This is a genomic window from Bartonella sp. P0282 (assembly GCF_048452985.1).
GTDB classification, from domain to species: domain Bacteria; phylum Pseudomonadota; class Alphaproteobacteria; order Rhizobiales; family Rhizobiaceae; genus Bartonella; species Bartonella choladocola.
Genome location: NZ_WTFO01000001.1, coordinates 948394 through 974263, shown reverse-complemented (window position 1 = coordinate 974263; position 25870 = coordinate 948394). Strand labels below are relative to the sequence as shown.

The 25870-nt window shown below is 45.1% G+C and carries 17 protein-coding genes; 11 read left to right on the top strand and 6 right to left on the bottom strand.

The genetic code is table 11. From position 1 onward, the window contains the following. Window positions 1-32: 32 nt before the first annotated feature. Window positions 33-407 (bottom strand): hypothetical protein, encoded by a 375-nt coding sequence (locus tag GQS64_RS04310; protein WP_077991210.1) that lies wholly within the window; start codon window positions 405-407, stop codon window positions 33-35. A gap of 271 nt (window positions 408-678) precedes the next feature. On the opposite strand from GQS64_RS04310, the gene GQS64_RS04305 reads away from it, so the two are divergent. From GQS64_RS04305 to GQS64_RS04280, 6 genes are all read left to right on the top strand, one after another. Further along, window positions 679-2082, top strand: coding sequence for a sigma-54-dependent transcriptional regulator (locus GQS64_RS04305; RefSeq protein WP_077994458.1), 1404 nt, complete (start codon window positions 679-681; stop codon window positions 2080-2082). 512 nt (window positions 2083-2594) lie between these two features. Further along, window positions 2595-2786 carry a hypothetical protein gene (locus GQS64_RS04300; protein ID WP_198230719.1) on the top strand — a complete coding sequence of 64 codons (192 nt, stop codon included), beginning with the start codon at window positions 2595-2597 and terminating at the stop codon, window positions 2784-2786. 319 nt (window positions 2787-3105) lie between these two features. Then, window positions 3106-4662 (top strand): DUF882 domain-containing protein, encoded by a 1557-nt coding sequence (locus GQS64_RS04295; RefSeq protein WP_077991208.1) that lies wholly within the window; start codon window positions 3106-3108, stop codon window positions 4660-4662. 141 nt (window positions 4663-4803) lie between these two features. Then, complete coding sequence (locus GQS64_RS04290) at window positions 4804-7290, top strand: heavy metal translocating P-type ATPase (protein WP_198230718.1); 2487 nt, start codon at window positions 4804-4806, stop codon at window positions 7288-7290. Window positions 7291-7710: 420 nt separating this feature from the next. Next, entirely contained in the window at window positions 7711-9108 is a 1398-nt protein-coding gene (locus GQS64_RS04285) for an FAD-binding oxidoreductase (RefSeq protein ID WP_198230717.1), read from the top strand. A 674-nt stretch (window positions 9109-9782) separates the two neighbouring features. Continuing rightward, entirely contained in the window at window positions 9783-11177 is a 1395-nt protein-coding gene (locus tag GQS64_RS04280) for an FAD-binding oxidoreductase (RefSeq protein WP_077991201.1), read from the top strand. Here GQS64_RS04280 and GQS64_RS04275 read toward each other — a convergent pair. Next, entirely contained in the window at window positions 11143-11520 is a 378-nt protein-coding gene (locus tag GQS64_RS04275; RefSeq protein WP_246798486.1) for a DUF488 domain-containing protein, read from the bottom strand. The genes GQS64_RS04280 and GQS64_RS04275 overlap by 35 nt on opposite strands. Before the next feature lie 626 nt (window positions 11521-12146). Between GQS64_RS04275 and GQS64_RS04270 the strand changes: the two genes are divergently transcribed. Beyond that, entirely contained in the window at window positions 12147-12455 is a 309-nt protein-coding gene (locus GQS64_RS04270; protein WP_077991196.1) for a DUF485 domain-containing protein, read from the top strand. Then, the gene (locus GQS64_RS04265; RefSeq protein ID WP_198230716.1) at window positions 12452-14188 is read left to right on the top strand and encodes a cation acetate symporter; all 1737 of its coding nucleotides are present in this window, start codon (window positions 12452-12454) and stop codon (window positions 14186-14188) included. Before GQS64_RS04270 ends, GQS64_RS04265 begins: the two co-directional genes overlap by 4 nt. 171 nt (window positions 14189-14359) lie before the next feature. On the opposite strand, the gene GQS64_RS04260 is transcribed toward GQS64_RS04265, so the two are convergent. Continuing rightward, window positions 14360-15577 (bottom strand): MFS transporter, encoded by a 1218-nt coding sequence (locus tag GQS64_RS04260; protein WP_198230715.1) that lies wholly within the window; start codon window positions 15575-15577, stop codon window positions 14360-14362. 528 nt (window positions 15578-16105) lie between these two features. Here GQS64_RS04260 and GQS64_RS04255 point away from each other — a divergent pair. Both GQS64_RS04255 and guaB read left to right on the top strand, forming a co-directional pair. Then, window positions 16106-17677, top strand: coding sequence for a phospholipase D family protein (locus GQS64_RS04255; RefSeq protein ID WP_198230714.1), 1572 nt, complete (start codon window positions 16106-16108; stop codon window positions 17675-17677). 632 nt (window positions 17678-18309) lie between these two features. Continuing rightward, a complete protein-coding gene (guaB, locus tag GQS64_RS04250) occupies window positions 18310-19806 on the top strand; it encodes an IMP dehydrogenase (RefSeq protein WP_077991184.1) in 1497 nt (498 codons plus the stop codon). Window positions 19807-20260: 454 nt separating this feature from the next. On the opposite strand, the gene GQS64_RS04245 is transcribed toward guaB, so the two are convergent. Then, window positions 20261-21175: a hydrogen peroxide-inducible genes activator gene (locus GQS64_RS04245; RefSeq protein WP_077991180.1), complete on the bottom strand. Its 915-nt coding sequence runs from the start codon at window positions 21173-21175 to the stop codon at window positions 20261-20263. A 419-nt stretch (window positions 21176-21594) separates the two neighbouring features. Continuing rightward, entirely contained in the window at window positions 21595-22476 is an 882-nt protein-coding gene (locus GQS64_RS04240) for a universal stress protein (protein ID WP_198230713.1), read from the bottom strand. A gap of 639 nt (window positions 22477-23115) precedes the next feature. On the opposite strand from GQS64_RS04240, the gene GQS64_RS04235 reads away from it, so the two are divergent. Next, entirely contained in the window at window positions 23116-24573 is a 1458-nt protein-coding gene (locus GQS64_RS04235) for a catalase (protein ID WP_198230892.1), read from the top strand. 62 nt (window positions 24574-24635) lie between these two features. On the opposite strand, the gene GQS64_RS04230 is transcribed toward GQS64_RS04235, so the two are convergent. After that, on the bottom strand, window positions 24636-25715 hold the full coding sequence (locus GQS64_RS04230; RefSeq protein ID WP_198230712.1) for an NAD(P)-dependent alcohol dehydrogenase: 1080 nt from the start codon (window positions 25713-25715) through the stop codon (window positions 24636-24638). Window positions 25716-25870 lie beyond the last annotated feature (155 nt).

The window sequence follows — 25870 nt, the reverse complement described above, 5'->3', positions numbered from 1 at the left end:
AAATCTCAATCTGTGGATTTTCTATTTCAGGTCTAAATTTTTCTGCTCAAAGAAAATTGTGAACCATTGCTCGATGTGCACAAGAGCTGCATCGAATTGTTCGATATTGCGCAATTGACGCGTGAAACTGTTCCGCGAACAATAGAACGCATTTCGATTTCAACGAGTTGCGGATTGCTGAAGCGATAATTTCCTTCTGAAAGCTTTTCCCTTGTATCGGAGGAACGCGTCTCGAAGATACCGTTTCTGAACGATGAGACAATACCGTTTTTATCAACCCATTGGCCATCTATTCCTGTCGGAATGTTTTGCACCGAAGGGCGCTGGCCATAATTCTGGGAAAGATTACAAGCTGCAAGGGTAAAGGCCATTGCAGTCAGACAAAGAGTGGGCGCAATACGTTTCATCTGGTTTGCTCCAAAAAACCGATATCAAGCGACAATACAATAGCTGATAATAGCTATAACTGTGTTCACATGTTAGGGTTCTATCAATATGTCGCTTTTGACGGAAATCAACCTAAAAGCTTTTTTTTTGGAAAAAATTCTCTTTTCTGTTGCATGTAATCACCAGATTGATAGTAGTCTGACGCTTGCGGGGCAAACGAGGTAAACCTATGTTTTGCAACCAAACTCCTGTCAACGCGTTTTCTTCATCACAAAGGAGATGATGAAAGCAATGATGGGTCCTATACTAGTAGCAGCCGAAGACTATGGTAAACGAGCCAACACTTCTTCCATACTTCGTGCCCTCGGTTATCGTGTAATTGAAGCTGAAAACGGACTGCGCACACTCGATCTTTTGCGCAGGCGCCGCAATATCTCATTTGCATTGGTCGATCTGACAATGAGTGACCTTGGTGGAACCGATCTCGTTTCAACAATCAGGGTTACCGGATTTGCCGCACCGCTTGTTGTCATGTCGGATGTAGAAAATGAGGAACTGCTTCAGAAAAGCCTGAAAGCAGGTGCTGTCGATTATCTCGTCTATCCGATTACTTCGCTTAGACTGAGTGTGACACTGGGCAATCTTTCTATCAATAATACCTATGAGCGCGAGGTTCATTATATTCGTCGCCAGCAGGAAAACCACTTGCGGTTTTCGGATCTTTACGCAAATAGCGAAGCAATGAAAGAGCCTTTTGAACGGGCAAAACAAGCTGCGTTATCGACTAAAAATCTTCTCATCGAAGGTGAAAAGGGAACCGGCAGAGAGACACTTGCCCGTGTTATCCACTACGAGAGTCCTTACGCAACAGGTAAATTTGTCCGTATCCAGTGTATTCCCATATCCGACCCTATACAGGATGGTAAAAAGTGGGAAACAAAGATTCTGCCGCATATCAACTCGATTGACCATGGAACAATTTGTCTTTGCGAGATTGATCGTCTTGAAATCAATCAGCAGAAACGCTGGGTTGATTTTCTGAAGAAACGCAAGGAAGCTGAAAAAGGCGGAGAACCGAAGTTCCGTTTGACGACTATTTCAACTTCGCGGCTTCAGGGGCTTGTCGAAGACGGTCTGTTTCTGAAGGAATTCTATGATCTGTTGAGAGAATGTCACGTAATTATTCCCCCGCTTCGCGAACGGCGTGATGATTTTGCCGATATTGCCCAGCGCGCTATCGAACATATTGTCGTTGAAAGCGGTCAACCGCATGTACATGGTGTGGCAGGCTCGGCATTGTCGCTTTTGTTACAACATGATTGGCCGGGGAATGTCGGCGAATTGGAAAATGTGCTCTTCCGCGCTGTCTTGCTCAGTCAGGGGCCACTGCTGACAATCCGCGATTTTCCACAACTGACGGGAAATCAGGTTGCCGATTTCAGAAGCAATGTGCCTGTTGATACGCCAGAGAGAAACGACCGTTATATCGTTCATCTGATCGACGAAAATGGTCAGGTGAGAACCTATAACGAACTCGAACGTGAAATCATCGAACGCACGGTAAACCATTATCGCGGGCGGATGAGCGAAGCAGCACGCCGCCTTGGTATTGGCCGTTCAACACTTTATAGAAAGCTTGACGAGTATCATGCCGAAAACCGGAAAGAATCGGAAATGCTGAGACAAGCAAGTTAAGAATCGGAAATGCTGAGACAGGCCAGTTACAAAGGGTTCTTGAAGCCTTTTCCCTCCGATTTTTCAAAAATGGTGGCAGACTATTTCAAGTTTGCCACCTTATTTTTATGTATCCTATATACTCTATTAGAGCCTATATCCGGCTTACATGCATATCAGGCTTTTATCTGCAATTGATCCCGACGAATAAAACTTCAACATGGCCGGAAACCGTTTATCGGAGAGCCTGTCGCTTTTTGCGGAAAGCCCTGCCAAAATGCCAAATCCGTTTTAGTCTCTGAAAACGCTTGCAATGCAAATCATTTCACGCCGGACGTTGCGCGCCGATGAAGAAATCCGGTCTGTGCAATTGATGTCCGCAAGTTTGCCGGATGAACAATTTTACGATTTTATTCCCTGTTTATCGTTTAATTTTAAAAAAAATGGTCGGAAATTTCTTTTCACGGAAAAATCCGAATTTTTGAAAATTCATTTGTTTTCTGCAACAGACCTGCTTTGTCACGAAAACAGGATTGGATAATTTTAACAAAACGGCGTTCTTGCTCGAATTTCCGGTGTTCGCACGCGATTTGCCAGTCTTCCGGCTCTTCCCGCTCAAATCGGCTATGTTCTCACTCAAACTGACAGTCTTCCCGCTCAAGGTAAAAGTTTTCAACACAAGCTGTGTTGAAAATCCGTCTCCCGATATTACCACCTTGTTTTGAAGCCTTTTCATCCCAATATTGAAAGAAGAGGCGCAAGGATGCTGCGCGGGAATGTGTCAACAAAAAGATAAAATTAACCATTGTAACAAATTGTTACTGAGATTTTAATATTTGTTCTCTTATGTGGCATTTTTGCCATGGTATAGTCGTAATTGACAAGCAACGTAAAGTTGCGGTTCTTATAAAGCTGCTGTTAACCATTCTGGGTTACGCTTTACTAACTATAAAGCCGATTTCAGATGGTCGGAAGGCGATTAAACCGGACCGTGGGTGTTTGGTTATAACGTCTCATCCGCGGGTAACAGGACAGGTTTTACGAATGGTGGTTGACGGTTTGAGAAAATCATTTTGGAGATTTCGTAGTTTGTCATTGGCCCTTTTGGCAATGGCTACAACTTTGTCCTTTCTGTTGACGCCTTTGGCAGCAAAGGCTGAAACAAGGTCTTTGAAACTCTATTATGTCCACACAGGCGAGAAGGCCGAAATTGTTTTCAAACGCGATGGCAAATACGATCAAGCCGGTTTGAAGAGGCTTAACGTATTCTTGCGTGACTGGAGACGCAACGAGCCAACCAATATGGATCCAAGACTGTTCGATCTTATCTGGTCGGTTTATCGCAACAGCGGTTCGCGCGAATATATCAATGTTGTATCGGCCTACCGCTCGCCTGCAACCAACAACATGTTACGTTCACGTTCGCCGGATAGTGGCGTTGCCAAAAACAGCCAGCACACACTTGGCCACGCGATGGATTTCTATCTGCCGGATGTCAATCTTGCCAAATTGCGGGCTATCGGGCTGAAACAACAGGTTGGCGGTGTCGGCTATTATCCGCGTTCGGGATCACCTTTTGTGCATATGGATGTTGGCAATGTCCGCCATTGGCCACGTATGAGCCGCAGCGAATTGATGGCTTTGTTCCCCGATGGCAAAACCATGTATATTCCGAGTGACGGCAAGCCGCTTGCCGGTTACGATCAGGCAAAAGCCGAATGGCTTGCTCGCCGTGGTGCACCGGTTGTCTATGCCAGTGCAACAACCTCGACACAAAAGCGCGGCTTCTTCAGCTCGTTGTTCGGTCGCAAGAATTCTGATGAGCAGGTTCCTTCTCAACCGTCACGGGTACAACCAAAGGCTCCGGCTGTAGTTGAGGAACCACAGACGACAGTTGTATCTTTACCGAAGAAAGATGCTCCACTTCCTGAATCTTCGCCATTGCGCGCCAATGGTTCAAAACCGGCTCCCGACGAAGAAGAAAATACGAGCAGTGCACCTGTTATGGCCTATGCCAATGTGCCGGTTCCGACATTCAAGCCTGACGATGGTGACGACGAGGAAGAAGGCGCAGTCAAGGTTGCAAATATTCCTTTACCGGAAGCAAGGCCTTTGCGTCAGGATGAAGCCGACAAGGTTGCGCTTGCCATTGCCAACAATGGCGCAGGATCAGGCAAATCAACCGATAACGTTCCAGGTGATGATCTGACAGCCCTTATCGAAGCAAACGAGATCATAGCTGTTCCTGATGACGACTACGAAGAAGATGCCGACTATGCCGATGCGGATGAAGCCCAATCTCCCGACAAGACAACCGTTGCAGAGTTGAAAACCGAAAAAGCTGCCGAGACACCTAAAACAGCTCCGAAAGTTGATCGGCCTGACAAGGACGACTTGAAGGATATTATCGCTGAAAACAGAGCACCGATTGCCGTCAAAGATGATAATAATACTGTTGCTCCCGACGAAGAATTGCGCAAAGTTCCCAATGTGGTCTTTGTTTCCGGTCTTGAGAAAAAACAGGAAGTATCGAGAGTTGCTGAATTGAGAGGCCGCGCGATTGATTTCCATGCAGTTGCGCGTATCAACGATACCTATTGATTGTTTCGCAGCAATAATAGTTCAAATTTTGCTAGTGAGAGCCTTATCGGAACTAATTTCCGATAAGGCTTTTTCTTTTGCTTTTTCTATTGACCTTCCCATAAGGGGAACCATTATCTCTTGGTGTGAAAGGCACGTGTCATGACAACAATTTCACATATAGACGAAAATAACCGAATACCGGCAAAAGACGATTTTCGTATCGAGCTTGATATTGAAGGGATGACCTGTGCATCCTGCGTAAGACACGTTGAAAAGGCTCTGAAAAAAGTTGAAGGCGTAGACAATGCGGTCGTCAATTTGGCAACTGAAAAAGCCAATATTACCGCCAGCAAGAAACTTTCCACCAGCGAACTTGTAAACGCGGTCGAAAAAGCCGGCTACGAAGTAGGTTATCAGCCTGTTGATCTTGATATTGAGGGAATGAGTTGTGCCTCTTGTGTGCGGCGCGTCGAAAAAGCCTTGCAATCCGTCGACGGGGTCAAGACGGCTGTTGTCAATCTGGCAACGAATCGCGCCCATGTGGAAATGCTCAAAAATGTGACAACAGTCGATGCATTGGAAAAAGCGGTCGAAAAAGCCGGTTATGGTGCAAAGCCGGTCAATAATCATAACCAAGTCGACAGACAAGCTGTCGAGGCGCATAAACTTGGCCGCTCTCTGGTTATAGCTCTTATTCTGACTATTCCGGTTTTTGTTCTCGAAATGGGCGGGCATATTATCCCATGGTTCCATCATTTTGTGATGGCAACGATTGGCATGTTCCCTTCCCGTCTCGTCGAATTCATTTTGACAACGCTGGTTCTGTTCGGACCCGGTTGGCGGTTTTTCAAGGCCGGTATTCCAAACCTTTTTCGTGCCGCGCCGGATATGAATTCGCTTGTGGCTGTCGGTTCCTTTGCGGCATGGTCCTATTCCACTGTTGCCACTTTTGCCGGTGCTTATATGCCGGAAGGTACCAACAATGTCTATTTCGAGGCGGCAGCCGTTATTGTTACCTTGATTCTGCTTGGCCGTTATCTTGAAGCGGGAGCGCGTGGTCGCACCGGTGAAGCCATACGTATGCTTGCCGGTTTAAAACCGAAAACAGCACGCGTTTTAAGAAACAATGAAGAAATAGATGTTGCGCTTGATGATGTTGCCGTCGGGGACATTATAGTTATGCGACCGGGAGAAAAATTTCCCGTTGATGGCTCGGTTATCAACGGCAACTCGAATGTTGACGAGTCGATGATGACAGGTGAACCTTTACCTGTTGCCAAGAAGGAAGGTGACAAGGTTTACGGTGGAACCGTCAATGGCAATGGATCCTTGACATTTCGTGCAGAGAAGATCGGGGGCGATACACTCATTGCACAAATCCAGAAAATGGTTGAAGATGCACAAACTGCAAAACTACCCATTCAGGCTTTGGTTGATAAAGTAACAGGCTGGTTCGTTCCCGCAGTTTTTGCAGCCGCAATTGTTACGTTTTTTATCTGGTTTTTTGTCGGCCCTGCTCCGCAATTTCCACATGCCCTTATTGCCGGTGTATCGGTACTGATTATCGCCTGCCCATGCGCAATGGGTCTTGCAACCCCGACATCCATTATGGTGGGCACAGGCCGCGCAGCCACTCTCGGCATTCTCTTCCGTCGTGGTGACGCGTTGCAAACTTTGCGTGATACAGACATCGTCGCTTTCGATAAAACCGGTACACTGACGGTAGGTAAACCGGTGTTGAACAAAATCATCACTGCAAACGGATTTGATGAAAGACAAACATTGGCGGATGTTGCGGCTGTAGAATTACGTTCCGAACACCCGATTGGCGAAGCTTTGAATGAAGCTGCAAAAAAGGCCGACATAACTCTTTCGACGGTCGAAGATTTCAACTCGAAACCCGGATTCGGTATTTCAGGCAAGGTTAACGGGCATGAAGTCGTTATCGGTGCCGACCGTTATATGAAGGAAATAAAAGTTGATATTACCCCTTTTGCCGACGATGCGCGGCATTTCGGCGATCAAGGCATGACACCTTTTTATGCCGCAATAGACAATAAGGCGGCTGCAATTTTCGCGGTCGAAGACCCCATTAAACAGAATTCGGGAAAAACCATTGCAGAACTTGAAAAAATGGGAATTGCAACAGCGCTTGTCACCGGAGATAACCGTAATACGGCAAAGACGATCGGTTCAAAACTCGGTATTTCAGAAATCGTTGCCGAAGTGCTTCCGGCAGGAAAAGTCGATGCTGTAAAAAAAATAAGTGGGGGCGAACGCCGTGTTGCCTTTGTCGGTGACGGCATTAATGATGCCCCTGCCCTTGCCGCTGCCGATACCGGCGTTGCCATCGGTACAGGTGCCGATGTTGCTATTGAAAGTGCCGATGTTGTATTAATGTCGGGAGATCCGACGGGCGTTGTCAATGCAATTGCTATTTCAAAAGCGACAATCCGCAACATCAAGCAGAATTTGTTCTGGGCGTTTGGCTATAATGTTCTGCTCATCCCTGTTGCTGCCGGAATTTTTTATCCTGTCTGGGGCGTCCAATTATCGCCAATGCTGTCAGCCGCGGCGATGGCAATATCAAGTGTCTTTGTGCTTTCCAATGCGCTGCGTTTGAGAGGTTTCAAACCGGTATTGTAATTTTCGGGCCAGCAATCGCCTTTTGTTTCCGGTCAATTTTATTGCGCAATGTTAAAATGCCGGAGACACTCATAACGGTGAAGGCTCAGCCAGTTCGTCTACCGGTGCTTTGCGACCGCATTGACTGTGAATGCAAAATATCGGGAAAGTTACGTTCACGATGCTCAAATTGCCCATAACGAAAAGTCAAGACAAAGAACGTCAACTTTGATTTTACGAAGACATATGTTTTCAGCCGTTAACGCCGCTTGTTCCCGAAAAGAATTTGAACCTTCCGGTAGAACAAATATCTAGCCCATCGGAAAAATTGCCGCCTCTCGGCGATCGACAATATGATTTTTGGAAATATCATTGCAATTTCTTACGCCTGGCGCGAAAGTGGCTAAGAAAAATTGCCCGTCTATAGAGAGAGTAAAAATAATGGCAAAAAACTGTGATGAAGCGACAAGAGATCGTGTTTGTGAAGAATTGAAAACAGCTTTCGGAGAACGGTTCAGCAGCAATCTTTCTGTTCGTCAGGCGCATTCCCATAACATAACAGCTCTTTATCAACAATGTCCTGATGGCGTTGTTTATGCCACATCCAAGGATGATGTTGCAAAAATTGTAAAGATTTGCGCGCATTATAAAATGCCGATTATCGCCTTTGGTGCGGGCAGTTCTATTGAAGGGCAGCTCAATGCCCCCAAAGGTGGCATCAGTATTGATTTTTCAAAAATGGATCAGGTCGTATCTTTCTCGCCGGAAGATATGACAATAACCGTTCAGCCCGGCATTACCCGCGAAACGCTGAATAGCTGGTTGCGCGATAGCGGGCTGTTCTTCCCTATCGACCCCGGTGCAGATGCTTCGATCGGCGGCATGGCCTCCACGCGCGCATCCGGTACAAATGCGGTGCGCTACGGTACAATGAGAGAGGCCGTTTTGAGCGCCGAGGCTGTTATGGCAGACGGATCTATTATCCATACGGCAAGCCGTGCCAAGAAATCTGCTGCCGGTTATGACCTGACACGTCTTCTCGTTGGCTCTGAAGGAACACTCGGCATTTTTACCGAAATTACAGTGCGTCTTCATCCGATACCGGAAGTCGTGTCGTGTGGAGCATGCACCTTTCCGACGGTAACAGATGCATGTAATGCGGTGATTGAATCAATCCAATGCGCTATTCCGTTTGCACGTGTCGAACTTCTTGACGAATTTATGACCAAAGCCTGCAATGCCTATTCGGGATTGACACTTGATCCGCTTCCCACCCTTTGTGTCGAGTTTCACGGTGATAAAACAAGTGTGGCTGCGCAAGTTGCTCTTTTCGGTGAAATTGCAGCCTCTCACGGCTCGAAAGATTTCAAACATTCCACTGACCCCGATAAACGTACCGAATTGTGGAAGGCGCGCCATGAAGCATTCTGGGCAGCGCAAGCAAGCCTTCCTGATTGCGATGTTTTTTCGACCGATGCATGTGTGCCGATTTCACGACTTGCCGATTGTGTTGGTGAAACACAGAAAGATTTGCAAGAGCATCATCTGATCGGCCCCATGGTCGGGCATGTGGGCGACGGTAACTTCCACGTCCTGCTGGGATACCATAAAGGCAACAAAGAGGAAGAAAAGAAGGTTTATGAATTTTCCGAAAGATTGTCCGAAAGGGCAATTTCTATGGACGGGACCTGCACCGGCGAACATGGTATCGGGCAGAGAAAAGCCAAATATCTCAGGCTCGAACTTGGCAACGCTGTCGATTACATGTGGGCAATAAAGAAAGCTCTTGATCCGGATAATATACTCAATCCCGGTAAATACGGCTTTGAAGATTATTGAGATCGACAAAATTGATAAAATAGAGTGAACGGCCGGTTTAAAATTAAAATATTGGTGACGAGGCCAATTTATCTATGAAAGCCGGTTTCGTTCTTCTTTTTTGAACAATCTGCTTTAACCGGAAATCCCGACAGTCAAAAACTGTTCGGATTTCCGTTTTTTTCATGGCTTTTCAACGCCTATGATTACGATTACGAAAAGTCGATATATCTGCGGCTAAAAATAAAATGAATGAACAAATATCCCCGTTTTCTTCATTCATGCGCTTGGCCTGTGAATGCAACCGGCCTGTTCATGCGCCCGCTTTGAAAGTGCTATTTCCACCAATGGAACCGAACTTTGCTGTCTGACGCGTTTGTTCGTCACTTCCCTGTTTCATTCCATAATAGTTCATTTCATAACAGCCTGTTGAGATTCGAGCGACTTGTTCAGGGTTTCATAACTTTCAAGAAGACCATTAAAAGCCATTCCGAATTTATTGATATTGATTGTTTTTCAAAGTCATATCTACATCGCCATATCCGCAAAGACTTTTTAAAAACAAATATAATCACACTGTTTTACCTATTATTTTTAGGAATAATTTTATTTCAAAAAGATTTTCATTGAAAAATAGTGCAAAATCGTATCAACTTACTGGATGGCTATCCAATACGGGGTGAGGAGTGTAGAGAATGGCTAGATTAGATCAAAAGACCGTAGATCAAGTATGTAAAGAATTGGAAACGGCCTTTGGCAATCGTTTCAGCAACAATCTTTCAGTTCGTGATACCCACTCGCACAATGAAACAAAATTGCGGCACGAAGTGCCTGATGGCGTTGTTTATGCATTGTCAAAAGATGATGTTGTCAAGACGGTGAAAATTTGCGCCCGTCATAAAATGCCGATTATCGGTTTTGGTGTGGGAAGCTCGCTTGAAGGGCAATTGAATGCTCCGGTAGGTGGTATCAGCATCGATTTTTCAAAAATGGATCAAGTTGTGTCTTTTTCGCCTGAAGATATGACGATTACTGTACAGCCGGGAATTACGCGCGAAACATTGAATAGCTGGTTGCGCGACAGCGGGTTGTTCTTCCCGATCGACCCCGGTGCGAATGCATCTATCGGAGGAATGGCGGCCACACGCGCATCAGGTACAAGTGCAGTGCGTTACGGGACAATGAGGGAAGCCGTTCTGAGCGCCGAGGCCGTTATGGCTGATGGCAGCCTTATACACACAGCAAGTCGCGCAAAAAAATCTGCTGCGGGTTATGATTTGACCCGTCTTCTCGTCGGCTCGGAAGGCACTCTCGGTCTTTTTACAGAATTGACAATACGTCTGCACCCCATACCGGAAGTCGTATCAAGCGGTATTTGTACTTTTGCCAGTATTGGAGACGCATGTAATACGGTTATTGAATCTATCCAATGCGCTATACCGTTTGCACGTGTGGAACTGATGGATGAATTTATGGTCAAAGCGTGTAACGCCTATTCCGGTTTGACTTTGGAGCCACGGCCGACGCTTTGTGTTGAATTTCACGGTGACGAAGCAAGCGTTGCAAGCCAGGCTGCCACTTTCAGTGAAATTGCTGCTGCCCATGGTTCGACCAATTTCCAGCAATCGACCGACCCGGAAAAACGTGCCCAACTTTGGAAAGCCCGTCATAGCGCATTATGGGCTGCCGAGGCGAGCTTACCCGAATGCGACGTCTTTTCTACAGATGCCTGTGTGCCTATTTCACGTCTTGCCGATTGCGTTACCGAAACGCAAAAAGACTTGAAGGAACACAATTTGATTGGCCCCATCATTGGTCACGTCGGAGATGGCAACTTCCATGTTTTTGTCGGTTACCCGAAAGATAACGAAGCGGAAGAAAAACGCATCTATGAATTTACTCAAAGACTGTCGGAGCGTGCAATTTCAATGGGCGGCACTTGCACCGGCGAGCACGGCATTGGACAGCGCAAAACCAAATATTTGCGCATAGAATTGGGAAAAGCCGTAGATTTTATGTGGACCATCAAACAGGCACTTGACCCCGACAATATTCTCAATCCCGGAAAATACGGTTTTCCAGATAATTGAGAAATACCACCGCATTGTTGTGCTTTTCATCATGAGCCGCATATAGCAAAGTTACACGGGGGTGTTTTTCGAGGGAAGAAAGATATTGCCCGATTGCTTGGGATTGACCATCAAGCTCGGTAATATAACGGCTTTTGAATTCTTCCCATTTGCTCACATCGTGGTTGAACCAGTGACGTAAATCATTGCTCGGAGCGAATTCCTTTTGCCAATCGTCGAGATGGGCTTTCTCGCGTGAAAGCCCTCTTGGCCAGAGACGGTCAATCAATACCCGCCAACCGTCTTCTTCCGAATATGGTTCATAAACCCTTTTTATCGTTACCTTCATAATGCTTTCATCCAAATTTGCGATAAATCCGTTAGCTCGAAATAGCTTATCATGAAATTCATCAACAACCGAATATGATAAAATCCATATTATTTTTTGCTACGATTTTTCAAAGACAATGCCGCACACAATTCGCACCAGATTTTTATTCATTCCTATCAGCAAAAACCTTGATATATTTATTATGATATAGTTTTTCATGTCGTGAAAAACCCCATTGCCGGACTATAAGCTGTTTTATTTATAATAAATTAATAAAAACAATCATTTAATAGTATATATACGAAAAGTTGAATGACCATAACTAATAAAACGCTTAAACTTCTTCCTGTCGATATTGACATAACAGTCAATTTGAATAATCCTTTTAATCGAACGAAAAGGAGCAAGAGGAGGCCTTGAGTTCATTTCACTTTATAGGTGAAAACAGGAGTTTTTGTTACTTCTAAAACTAATAATTTTATTGGAATTATGCTGTCTCCCGGAAATGCGAGACGAATATAATTTGCCTGAAACGCAAATTGTAACAGAGAAAACTCGTATTTTAACAAGTAAAGCGCAAGTTCTTCTGTAGAGCATATTACAAGTAACAATATTCTCCTGAAATTGAAAAATATTCCTGTTACGGAAGAGGAGCCGTTATGGATAAAGAAACCATTTCCCGAATTGAGGCGAACCCGGCCTATATCACGTTAAGGAAAAAACGTAACAGACTGGGCGGCGTTCTCACACTTATAGCACTCGTTGTCTATTACGGTTGGATTGCACTGATTGCCTTTGACAAACAATTTCTGAGTTTACGCATTGGAACCGGCGTTACAACGATAGCCATCCCGATCGGGATTGGTGTGATTGTGTTGATGGTTCTGCTGACTGCAATCTACATTTTGATCGCCAATAGCAGTTACGACAATTATATTGATGAAATCAAGAAGGAGGTCAAACAATGAGCCTCCTTTATTTTTTTAAAAAACCCGTTATTTTCGGAACCGCCCTTGCACTACTCGCCAGTATCAACGCGAAAGCTGATGCTATTGGCGGCGAACTTCCGAAACAGGCCACCAATTGGTCAGCAATAATCATGTTTTTCGTATTTGTTGCTTTGACTTTGTGGATTACCAAATGGGCTGCCAACCGGACCAAATCACGCGCTGATTTCTATACAGCCGGTGGCGGTATAACAGGTTTCCAGAACGGCTTGGCGATTGCCGGTGACTTTATGTCGGCCGCTTCGTTTCTGGGAATATCGGCCATGGTGATGAGCGTCGGTTATGATGGCCTCATCTATGCTGTCGGCTTTCTCGTCGGATGGCCTATTGTCATGTTTCTCGTTGCCGAACGCCTGAGAAATTTGGGGCGGTTCAATTTTGCCGATGTCGCAGGTTTCCGTTTTGCCACCGCACCGGTACGTATATTCGCCGCCTGTGGTACGCTGGCCGTTGTGGCGTTTTATCTTATCGCGCAGATGGTCGGTGCCGGCCAGCTTATCAAACTCCTGTTCGGACTGGATTATCTTTATGCCGTTATTCTGGTTGGCGTATTGATGATGATTTATGTGCTGTTCGGCGGCATGACAGCAACAACATGGGTACAAATTATCAAAGCGGTTTTGCTACTTATCGGCGTAACTTTCATGGCGTTCATGATATTGCTCAAGTTCAATTTCAGCTTTGAAAATTTCTTTCAGGCTGCAGTCAATGTCAAAGCAAGCCTGTTTGCCCAAAAAAATTCGGTTGACCCGACTTCACCTGAAGCAATCGCGGCAGGACAATCCATTATGGCGCCCGGTGGCTTCATTAAGGATCCTGTTTCGGCTATTTCTTTCGGTATGGCCCTCATGTTCGGAACCGCCGGATTACCACATATTCTGATGCGATTTTTCACTGTGCCAAATGCAAAAGAGGCGAGAAAATCCGTTTTATGGGCAACTGTCTGGAATGGATATTTCTACATCGTTATCTTCATCATCGGATTTGGCGCGATTGCATTGGTTCTTTCCGACCCACAACTTTCAGCCCCGCTTTCGAGTGGTGCAGGTGCTGCCAATATGGCGGCTGTTATGGTGGGAAAAGCTGTCGGCGGTAATATCTTTTATGGTTTCATATCGGCCGTTGCATTTGCGACCATTCTGGCCGTCGTTGCAGGGCTTACGCTTTCAGGTGCAACCGCAATTTCCCATGACATTTTCAATATGGTCATTAAAAAAGGAACAGCGACCAGCGATGTCGAATTGCGTATATCGCGTATTGCCACGACACTTATCGGCATTATTGCAATCCTGCTCGGCATTGTTTTTGAACAACAGAATGTTGCCTTCATGGTGGCGCTTGCTTTTGCTATTGCTGCATCGGCAAATTTCCCTGTTCTTCTGCTTTCCATTTTTTGGAAAAAATGTACGACAAGGGGTGCAGTCATTGGCGGCTTTCTCGGATTGATTTCTTCGGTTGGTCTCACAATCGTGTCGCCTGCCGTATGGGTTTCAACATTCGGTTTTTCACCGGATACGGTTTTGTTTCCATATACCTCGCCTGCTCTTTTTTCGATGATATTGGGTTTTGGCGGCGTATGGCTGTTTTCGATAACGGATAACAGCAGCCGTGCACAACAAGACCGTGCCGGTTTTGCTGCCCAACAAATCCGCTCCGAAACCGGTATTGGAGCCTCTGTAGCATCCGACCATTAAACCGGTCGGTAGCTATAGAGTTCAAAGCCGATATGTCAGGACATAGGATATAATTTTTTAAAAAAGGCGGTCAAAGACTGCCTTTTTATCATTTTGGTTGGTTGTTCTTTTTTGTCACCGGATTAACGGCGTTTCCGATTAATGATGATGAGGTGAGTTTTACAAACCCCGTCAACCTTCTCGCTTGGTTTTCCGGTAAAGTTCAAGGTTAAGGCCAACGGCTATCAGAAGGATCAATGCAGTCACAAAAAAGACCGGACGAACGCCGAACCATCCGCCGATAAAACCACCGCAAACCGGCCCCAATACCTGCCCCACATATTGTGAAGAAACAAAAAGTCCCAATATTGTTCCCACTGCATAATCGGGAACGAGATGGCGCAAAATAGCGGTGACACAGGGAATTAACCCGCCAAGCGCCAGTCCCAACAAAAACCTTAAAACAACAAGTGCCCAGGCAGAGGTTACCAATGCTTGCGGCAGCAACAGAATGACCGCCACAACCATCGCACCTAACAGCACTTTCCAATGTCCGATATGGTCGGCAAGTCTACCGAGTTCGGTTGCAGAAAGGGCACTTCCCAAGGCGGTCATGGACATGACCAGCCCCGCCCAGAAAGTGACGCTTGCCCCACCTTTTTGGAGCGTCTCGACATAAATTGTTATAATGGGTTCTATTGAAAGATTGGCAAAAGTCAAAAGTGCTCCGGTTGCCAACATGACAATAACACTTTGGTTGAAAAGACCGCGCACCCGCCTTTGTTCGGCTTTATCACGACGACGTTCGACAAAAACATTATGATTTTCATGGATTGCGAATGTCGTAACGATAAAAGTGATAAATATTAAAATACCAACTGCAACAAAGCAGGTTCTAAGACCAATATAATCGGGCAAGATACCGCCAATCAACGGGCCGATAAAATTGCCGCTCATAACGCCGGAAGAAATAATGCCCAACGCCCATCCGGTCTTGTCTTTCGGCGTTTGGGTGGCTGCCAGAATAGCCGCACCGGAAGCATAGCCACCCGCAAGCCCCGTTAATAATCGCAATAAAACCAATTGGGTAATGCTTGTAACAAAGCCCATCAATCCGATTGCTATAGCCATCCCCAAACTTGCTCGTACAAGCATGAGCTTACGTCCGTACCGGTCACCAAGACGCCCCCATAGCGGTGCTACAAGAGCCGCCGAAAAAAATGTTGCGGCATAGGCAATGCCCGACCATTGTGAAATTGCTTTTGGATTATCAATTCCGACTTCTTTAACAAAAAGTGGCAAAAAGGGAAGAAGCACAGTCATTCCGACGATCGTCGTAAAAGCACCGAAAGCCGATATAACGAGATTTCGTCGCCAATAAGGTGACACTTCTTCAGTTTGCCCGACCATTTCCTTTTGCCCTACCTCTTCCATCGCTGCAATATATCTGTTTTGCTACAGGCCTGTCTGTTGAATTTCATCAGGGGCTGTTCAAAATAAAGTGTCTGATCCCGACTTTTTTCTGCTCTTCAATCGGGTTTACGATCGTTCCTATCCCACGATGAAAATGCCATGCGTATCAACCGGACATTTTATTGTTTCTTGAAATAGAAAACAGCCAGCCGGCTTTTACAGGCATTCACGGGTATTCACACGCATTTACTAGCATTCATTGGCCTCCACAGGCAGAAAAATATGTTTCATCCCGCTTTCGAGCCACTGACAAAGTTTAGCTTCTCGAAAAAACAAAAGGGAAAAACGCGCTTTCGGATTTCATTTATGAAATGAACGTCTCGTATTTTATGCCTGATAAACCGATAAGTGATAAATTTGAAAATTATGAAACGGTTTTTAAAAAGGCAAATGAAGTTAATGAATAGACGGCACGATACGATTATATTAAATTACGTCGTTTTCTAAACTTCGAGAGCATTTTCTTTGACTATTTTGCAAATTGTCATCCTGTTGATTTTGGTGTTTGTGCTGGCTTCAATGCTGGCCGTATATGCATATGGACGCTTTGCAAAAAGTGCACGTGGTGAAAATTCTTACGCTCTTAAAGTTGACGAAAGCCGGACTGAGCTCGACCGCAAGATAGAAGATTTGGCAAAACGCGAAAACGGTCTCGGCATTGAAAAAGATGGGCTGTCACTCTTTATCAATAATCTCGACGCCTTTGCCGGACGTGCGGTTGCAACGGAACTTTCCGGCCGCAGTCTCGATTTGATGTATTATATATGGGATGATGATCTCACAGGGCGTCTTTTGTTAAAAGAAGTAATGGACGCTGCCGAACGCGGTGTACGTGTGCGCATGTTGCTTGATGACATTAATGCGCAAGGGCGCGACCCTGCCTATGTGGCTCTGGATAAACACCCGAATATAGAAATACGCATGTTCAACCCCGGAAGAGCAAGGAATGGTGGCTTGAGGCGTGGCCTTGAGATGATGTTACGTGCACTAACAGTCACCCGCAGAATGCACAACAAAGCGTTCATCGTTGACGGGCGCATAGCGTTTGTAGGTGGGCGCAATATTGCCGATGCTTATTTTGGTGCAGGCAAAGCGTCCAATTTTCGTGACCTTGATTTGATGCTTGTCGGGCCATCTGTCAAAAAGGTTGAAACAATTTTCGATTCATTCTGGAATAGTGCGGTTGCTTTGCCAATCCATGCTCTTGCGGTTCCCAAAAAAGCCCGCGACATCAATTATTGGAAAAACAAGCTGACACAATTCCACGATTCCGGAAATGCCAAGCCTTATCTCGATTATGTGCAGGCTCATATGAACTTCGAGCACTTTATCAAACCGCAGCATAAGCTTTTTCCCGTTGTCGCGGTGGATGTCGTTTCGGACCCTCCCGAAAAAGCGCTGGGACACAGACCGGAAAACTGGCTGATGACCGTATTTTCGCCGTTAATTGACAGTGCAAAAACAGAACTTCAAATTACATCGCCCTATTTTGTTCCAGGGAAAGCGGGAACCGAACGGCTTTGTACACTTGCAAAAAATGGTACCGATGTGCGTATACTCACCAATTCGCTGGCAGCCACCGATGTTGCGGCTGTTCACGGTGGTTATGCCCCTTATCGAAAACCGCTTCTTAAAGGTGGAGCCAAACTTTACGAGCTAAAACCCGATGGCGGGCCACACCGGTTGCGCCTGTTCGGTTCCGGCCGTGCAAGCCTTCATACCAAAGCATTTCTGATTGACGGCAAAACAGCTTTTATCGGTTCTTTCAATTTTGACCCGCGATCGGCTTCACTGAACACAGAAATGGGTATTTTGTTTGAATGCCCGCAGATCTCCGACAGGCTGAACAAGCTTTTTGCCGAAGAAACAACAAAAGAGATGAGCTATCATCTTCATCTCGACCATAAAAGCCGCATTTATTGGAAATATGTTGAAGATGAAAAGCCATGTATTGCGAAACGTGAACCGGAAAGTCGTATATGGCGGCGGGCTTTTGCAAAATTGATAAGTTGGTTGCCTATCCAGTCCCAATTGTAAGAAAATAACCGGTGCGCCAAATTTCTTGATTATCAAACTCGGCTTGAAAACGGCACGTTCATCTTGCTTGAAATCCGACTATTCAAGAATATGCTGCATCAGGACTTGTTCCATCTATGAAGAGCGGGCAAGCGTTTTCTTCATAAAAAGCAAAACAAAAAGAAATTTAAAAGTGCTTTGTTTGTCTATTAAAATCTATGTCGAAAAAAAGACGGATCTTCTTATAAATATCTTGAAAATATCCATTTCAATTTATTGATAGACCAACTTCTGTAAAATGCATGTATAGCTTTTATCGGGAAAAATCGTGAATGATATAGTTTGCAACTTCATGTGTTATTTTTCCTCATTTGTTATTTTTGCTGAAATCGCAATTTCCGTGCTAATTCCAGTGATGCACTGAAAATGAAAGGAAATCCCGATAGATCACAACTTTATTTTGTGACTCACAATTACCGGTGATGCCGATATAATTCTCGAAATTTATAAATATACGTTAAAAAAATAATACAATTACTCTTTCCAATTTTATTCCGGCGTGTTACAAACCAGCGCCAATCCATAAGAAGCAATACGAATATGCCGCGGTACTTTGTTCCAGCGGTTCATTCGTTTTTAAAGGAATATTGGACATGGCAAAAATCATCGAAACAGCAACAGGTAGAGAAGCACTGACATTTGACGATGTGCTTTTACAGCCTGCCCATTCTGAAGTTATGCCGGGACAGGTCGATCTTAAAACGACTGTTGCAACCGACATCGTTTTGAACATACCGCTCTTGTCGGCGGCAATGGATACAGTAACCGAATCCAGATTGGCGATTGCCATGGCACAATCGGGCGGAATGGGTGTCATCCATCGCAATATGACACCATCCGAACAGGCGGAGGAAGTCCGCCAAGTCAAGAAGTTCGAGTCCGGCATGGTTGTCAATCCGGTTACAATCGGACCGGAAGCAACATTGGAAGAAGCCAAGGCACTCATGGCTGCACATGGAATTTCCGGTATTCCTGTTGTCGAAAACGGCGAAAAAGGTCCGGGGCGTCTTGTCGGTATTCTGACGAACCGCGATGTCCGTTTTGCTTCTGATCCCAAACAGAAAATCTACGAATTGATGACACGCGAGAACCTTGTCACCGTTCGTGAAAATGTCCAACATGACGAAGCAAAGAAACTGCTTCACCAAAATCGCATCGAAAAGCTGCTGGTTGTCGATAATGAAGGGCGTTGCGTCGGGTTGATAACCGTAAAAGATATAGAAAAGTCCCGTCTCAATCCGAATGCTGCAAAAGACGCACACGGGCGTTTGCGTGTGGGGGCGGCAAGCACCGTTGGTAAGGATGGCATGGAACGCGCCGAACGGCTTATTGATGCCGGTGTTGATATTCTGGTCATTGATACCGCTCATGGCCATTCGCAACGTGTGCTGGATGCAGTCAAGGAAATCAAAAAGATTGCAGGTTCGACTGCCGTTATGGCAGGAAATGTAGCAACACCTGAAGCAACACAAGCACTCATTGATTGTGGTGCAGATGCTGTAAAAGTCGGGATTGGCCCCGGCTCCATTTGTACGACACGCATCGTTGCAGGTGTCGGTGTGCCGCAGCTTTCTGCAATTATGGGAGCTGTCGAAGTTGCCGATAAAGCCGGTATTCCGATTATTGCCGACGGCGGTATCAAATATTCAGGCGACCTTGCCAAAGCTCTGGCTGCTGGCGCACGAGCTGTCATGATCGGTTCACTGCTTGCCGGAACGGAAGAAAGCCCCGGTGAAGTTTATCTTTATAAAGGTCGTTCGTTCAAAGCCTATCGTGGCATGGGATCGGTTGGCGCAATGGCGAGAGGTTCTGCCGACCGCTATTTTCAGGCAGATGTCCATGACGAATTGAAGCTTGTTCCCGAAGGCATCGAAGGTCAGGTTGCATATAAGGGGCCGGCAGCCTCTGTTCTGCACCAACTTGCAGGTGGCTTGCGGGCTTCAATGGGCTATCTTGGTGCGCCAAACCTTGAGGAATTCCGTAACAAGGCAACATTTGTTCGCATCACCAATGCGGGTCTCAACGAAAGTCACACACACAATGTGTCGATCACGAGAGAAAGCCCGAATTATCCAAGTGCAGTTTTGTAAAGTGCAATCTTGTAAACCGGATAGCCCTTGTCGACCGGAAATGGCGGCAAGGGCTTTTTTGTGCCGAACAAGAAAATCCATTCCTTATGCAGTGAAAAGCTTCAAACGTTTTTTCACTGGCATTTCAAATGGCTGGAAAGCACATTCCCGCGCAAAAATTTGAAATTTTGTTGACAGCCTTAAGAAGGCCGCGCTGGAGTCGTTCCAGCTTATACCCAATTCTATTCGGCCTGTGCTGACAGAATTCACCTTTTGCACCAGTACTTTCCATCACATCCTCGCAACACGGCGCAAAATAGACAAGGAAAAACCGGAAATCTTATCTGCCGCAAAACGATTTGCAAAATGCGCTGAAAGCCTTTCGACAGAATAACAACTGAATAACTGTCACGTCCGGATTGGTTGAAATATGTATCAATCCGGCTGCTACTGTTCTGTCCGATGAAGTTGCCAATCAAACAATGAAGTTTCTTGCCTGTTCGAGAATGGGAAGAGCGAGTGACTTCACCAAATCGGCCAGAAGTTTGAAATCTTTCGAGCGGCGGGAACGTCTTCTCCAGAACAGACAAATATGGCGCTTAGGTGTTTCTCCTTCAAAAGCGACGATGCTGATATTATCAAGCCGTGCTTCTGTCGAAACAGCAATTTGCGGAATGATTGTTATTCCAATGCCGTTCGCTACAAGCTGCATCAAGGTTGTCAGCGAAGACGCGGTAATGTCGTGGCGATATTTTTTTGTTTGGCAGGCTTCAAGCGTTTGGTCGCGCAGGCAATGTCCTTCCTCCAACAACAACAATTTACCGGTGTCGACATCCCCTTGACGAACGTTTTTATAAATCGACTGCGGGTCGTCACGCGGCAACGCATAATAAAACTCATCGTCAAATAGAAATTCCGAAACAAATTCGCCATCCTCCAGCGGAGTGGCAGCCAAAACTGCATCAATCTCGCCGTTGCGTAACAATTCGACAAGACGATCGGTTTTCGCCTCTTGTATCTGGAGCGAAAGAGATGGATATAAATGGCGCACCTTCGGCAACACCGACGGCAATATATAAGGTGCAACTGTTGGTATAATACCCAGTTTAACCGGATAGCTCAAAGGTGATTCATGGGCAGCAACAATATCGCTCAGGACAGATAGGCGAGCCAGAATATCATTGATTATCGGCAGAAAATTACACCCTAACGGCGTCAATATAATCCGTTTGGAAGTTCTCTCGAATAGCGCTGCACCGGCTATCTTTTCCATTTCGGCAATTTGCACGGAAAGCGCCGGTTGCGATATACCCAACTTTTCGGACGCCTCCCCGAAATGACCGGTATTGGCGAGAATTTGAAAATAGCGAAGCTGTCTTACAGTGAACATAATAAGTTTTTCTTATATAATTTAAAACAAAAATCAATTGGATTTTATTTCCTAATTGAATATTATCAAGCCGTTCTGAAGAAGAACGGGGTAGTACCTTGCCGGAGGGTTTTCTACCTATTACAGAGATTGAGAGCTTGCTATTTATTTTTCGACTTGGAAAATTTCGGGTTGGAATGTGGCGAGCGCTCAATCTGTGGCCGTAACAGATATTCTTCAGTCAACGCTTCAATGTTAGGTCATCGTTAAAAAACAGGTGACCGTAAGGAGGTCGGGACATTCCCCCTATGTTTCGGCCTCCTTTCCTTGATATTTTTTTGATACAAAGAAACCATCATACAAATCAGAACATGTGTTTTTTTGCCTTGGTTTTTCCGAAACAAGGCAAACAAAGTTCTCTCTTGCGTTAGGCTTTCCCTTTAATCCGTTGGATTTCCTATAATAAGTGCCGGAACTTTTATTTTCTGTATCAATGTCTTATGAAACGAACCGAATATAAGTTTTTTAATTTTTGCTTTGTTGAAGGCACTCAGAATAATCATATCGACTTCATTTTCATCAACAATCCTGTTAATGCCTTCTCCGTCGCGATCATCCTCCAGAAGCAAGGCGGAAGCCTGAACTCCCTCTTCATCCAACTGTTTTATAATTCGGTCGACATCTTCGGATACCGTTTTAAATGCATATTTTGAAAACGCTATATATATGGTTTTATTGGTAAAAAGCGGATATTGCCGTATATAGCGAATTGCCAGATCAAGTTCAAAGTCGTCATCATAAATAAGAAGTGCCTTATCAATCGGACCTGCATTGATAGTTGCAGCCAATACCGGTTTCGGGGAAGCGCGTATAATAGTCTCGAAATTACCGCCAACTTCCGATTGTTGGGTTTTATTGACAGTCTTTTGCCCCTGCTTGCCTATAACAATCAATGACGACTTTTTACCATAAAATCTTATAGCCTCGTCCAGACTGTCATAACGCAACTTGGTATCAACTGCATTTTTTGTATGCTTCTCGATATAGGCTTTCGCGTTATCCAATACTGTCTGCCCCAATTCCTGCATCAGTCGTGCATAAGAAGCATTATCATCATGGATCCCGCCCAGAAAATCCGTATAGAAGCGTTTATCAATATCTTTTGCAATATCTGCCGGAATCGCAGCATCCTCGGACATTTTATCAAGAACATTCAATAGTCTGATTGGTGCGTTCAACTCTTTTGAAGCCCAAATGGCGAGATCACAAACCGATTTCCAATATAAAGAGGAATCAACGAGCGCAAGTATTGGTTCTTCCATGTAATTCCCTGTCTTGCCGTCATCATTAGCGATTTAAAATTAAACTATTAATTTGGTTTGTTATTTTCTATAAAAACAATACATTATACAATAATTACATTCAATAACTTTGAAAATTTTTATATAAAATGTTGTTAAACTTTTTTTAAAACAAATCTAAACATAATTCTTTACTCGAATATATATCTATAATAGTTCTAATTTCACATTTGAACGCTTCAATATATTTTTTTAAACGGGATCACCCGAAAAACAGGAAAATATTTTCCAACAGAAACAATTTTTAAAATAGAGCGATTGGTTATCAAATCCTGACATATTCCAGTGTTCGTTCAATCGGCTTTGACGATGCGGGAATAAAAAGGACAACCACCCATATGACGGCAAACTGCTTCGTTCTTAAAGTGAAAATCTCAAACCCGCTTACAACCGTTGCAATCGGAATATATGCGACACATGCCGATATGGTATTGAACCCGCGGCGTGTGCCGAGCCGGATGAAAGCCTTTAACCGGATTTTATCCTCACACCATAACCTTATCTAATGAGAAATTAAATAATTTAAAATTAGAATTAATTTAAACTTGCTCTATCTTCTTTAGGTGTGACGTTTTGAAAACAATAGATTTGGAGGCTCTCATGAGCGAGCGGATTACATTGACAACAACGGCGGGAGCTGCCGTACCTGATAATCAGAACTCCATTACTGCAGGTCCACGTGGTCCTGTGTTGATACAAGATTATCAATTATTGGAAAAATTGGCGCATCAAAATCGTGAACGCATACCGGAGCGGACAGTTCACGCAAAAGGTGTCGGCGCTCATGGTGTGCTGAAGATTACCGGTGATATTACCCGTTATACGAAAGCTGCAGTGTTCAAACCGGGAACCGAAACGCCGATGCTTGGTCGTTTTTCCACTGTTGCCGGTGAAAGAGGAGCGGCCGATGCCGAACGCGATGTTCGCGGTTTTGCATTGAAGTTCTACACGTCCGAGGGCAACTGGGATCTGGTTGGCAACAATACGCCGGTCTTTTTTGTTCGTGATGCATATAAGTTTCCCGATTTCATCCATACGCAAAAGCGCCATCCGCGAACCAATTTGCGCTCGAACACCGCTCAATGGGATTTCTGGTCGCTTTCGCCTGAAAGTCTGCATCAGGTAACAATTCTGATGTCGGATCGCGGATTACCGATCGATACAATGCATATGAATGGTTATGGCTCCCACACTTATTCACTGTGGAATGAAAAAGGTGAACGTTTCTGGGTTAAATTCCATTTCAAAACAATGCAGGGACATAAATTCTACACCAATGCAGAAGCTAAAGAACTTGTAGGCACGACGCGCGAAAGTTCACAGGAAGCACTTTACAATGCGATCGAAAGTGGCAATTTTCCGCGTTGGAAAGTTCAGGTTCAGATTATGCCCGAAGCAGACGCTGACAAGACACCTTATAACCCGTTCGATCTGACAAAAGTTTGGCCTCATAAAGATTATCCGCCAATGGATATCGGTATTATGGAATTAAACCGCAATCCGGACGATTATTTTGCAGAAATCGAAGAGGCTGCTTTCTCGCCTTCCAATATCGTTCCGGGCATCGGTTATTCGCCCGACAAGATGTTGCAGGCACGTATCTTCTCTTATGCCGATGCGCACCGTTATCGTTTGGGCACGCATTATGAACAAATTCCGGTCAACAAACCCCTTTGCCCTGTTCATAATTACCATCGTGACGGGCAAATGAATACATATGGCGGACATTCGACCAATAATGTTGACGCCTATTATGAACCGAATTCGTTCAACGGCCCTGTAGAAGACAAATCGGCACAGGAACCGCCGTTAAAAATTTCCGGCGACGCTTATCGTTACGATCATCGGGCTGGCAATGACGATTACAGTCAGGTAACAGCACTTTTCAATCTGTTCGATCAAGACCAGAAAAACCGGTTGTTCTCCAACATTGCCGATGCAATGGAAGGTGTTCCCGATTTTATTATCGAACGTCAGCTTGGACACTTTGAAAAAGTCCATCCGGATTATGCCGCAGGCGTACGGGCTGCCATAAAACTTAAAAAAGAAAGCAAATAATTTCCATGCATTGAAAAAGCGGGCTTTTCAGCCCGCTTTTTTATAACTTATTCTGAACTTGTTCAGGCGCCGGTTTTGATAGCGATCTTCATGACCCCGTCGCGTTGGTGCGCAAACAGATCATAAGCCTTTTCTATATCATCCAGTTTATAAGTATGTGTAACAAGCGAACGTAAATCAACGCTGCCATTTTCAACAACATTCATCAAACGGCGCATACGTTCTTTACCACCGGGGCAAAGACCACTCACAATATCAATATCTCCAAGACCTGCGCGATAACCTGCCAGCGGTATTTTCAGGTCATTGGAATAAACTCCGAGACTGGACAATGTACCACCGGGGCGAAGAACATTAAGACAAGACTCGAAAGTCGGCTGCGTACCCAAAGCCTCGATAGCAACGTCAACGCCACGCCCGTCTGTCAAGCGCATGATTTCTTCAACAGCATTGCAGGCTTTGAAATCAACCACATGGGTTGCACCCAGTTTTTTGGCCATTTCCATACGAGCCGGCACTGTATCAACACCGATAATCGTTGTTGCGCCGCATAATTTTGCACCGGCAACAGCACACAAGCCGATCGGCCCCAATGCCCAGACAACAACAATATCACCGATTTTTACTCCGCCACGTTCGGCACCGGAAAAACCGGTCGACATAATATCTGGACACATCAACACCTGTTCATCGGTAAGATTGTCAGGAATGGCACATAGATTTGCTGCGGCGTCATTGACACGCAAAAATTCGGCTTGGGCACCGTCAATCGTATTGCCGAATTTCCAGCCGCCCATAGCCTCGAAACCATGTTTCGTATGCGGGCCATCTTGCGAACCACAACCACACATACATGCATTGGAGATGCCGCTTGGTGTAATCGCACCGGCAATCACACGTTGCCCCTCACGGAAACCTTTGACTTCGGAACCGAGTTTTTCGATAATTCCGACCGGTTCATGACCAATTGTCAAACCTTTTTTTACCGGATATTCGCCTTTGAGAATATGAATATCAGTTCCACAGATTGTGGTTGTAGTAATGCGGATCAATGCATCCATCGGCCCGATATCGGGAACGGGCTTATCTTCCAGCACAATCCGGTTTTTTTCTACAAATACTGCTGCTTTCATTTTGGCCATAAAGCACTCCCTTTCAGCTTTTATCCTAGAGCGTTTCAACGAAGTTGATTATACTGGAATTAAAGTGAAAGTGAAATAGTATTTTTGCAATGTTTATTTATTTATACTATTAAAATATAATCAAAATTTAAAGAATAATAAACAATATAAAATAT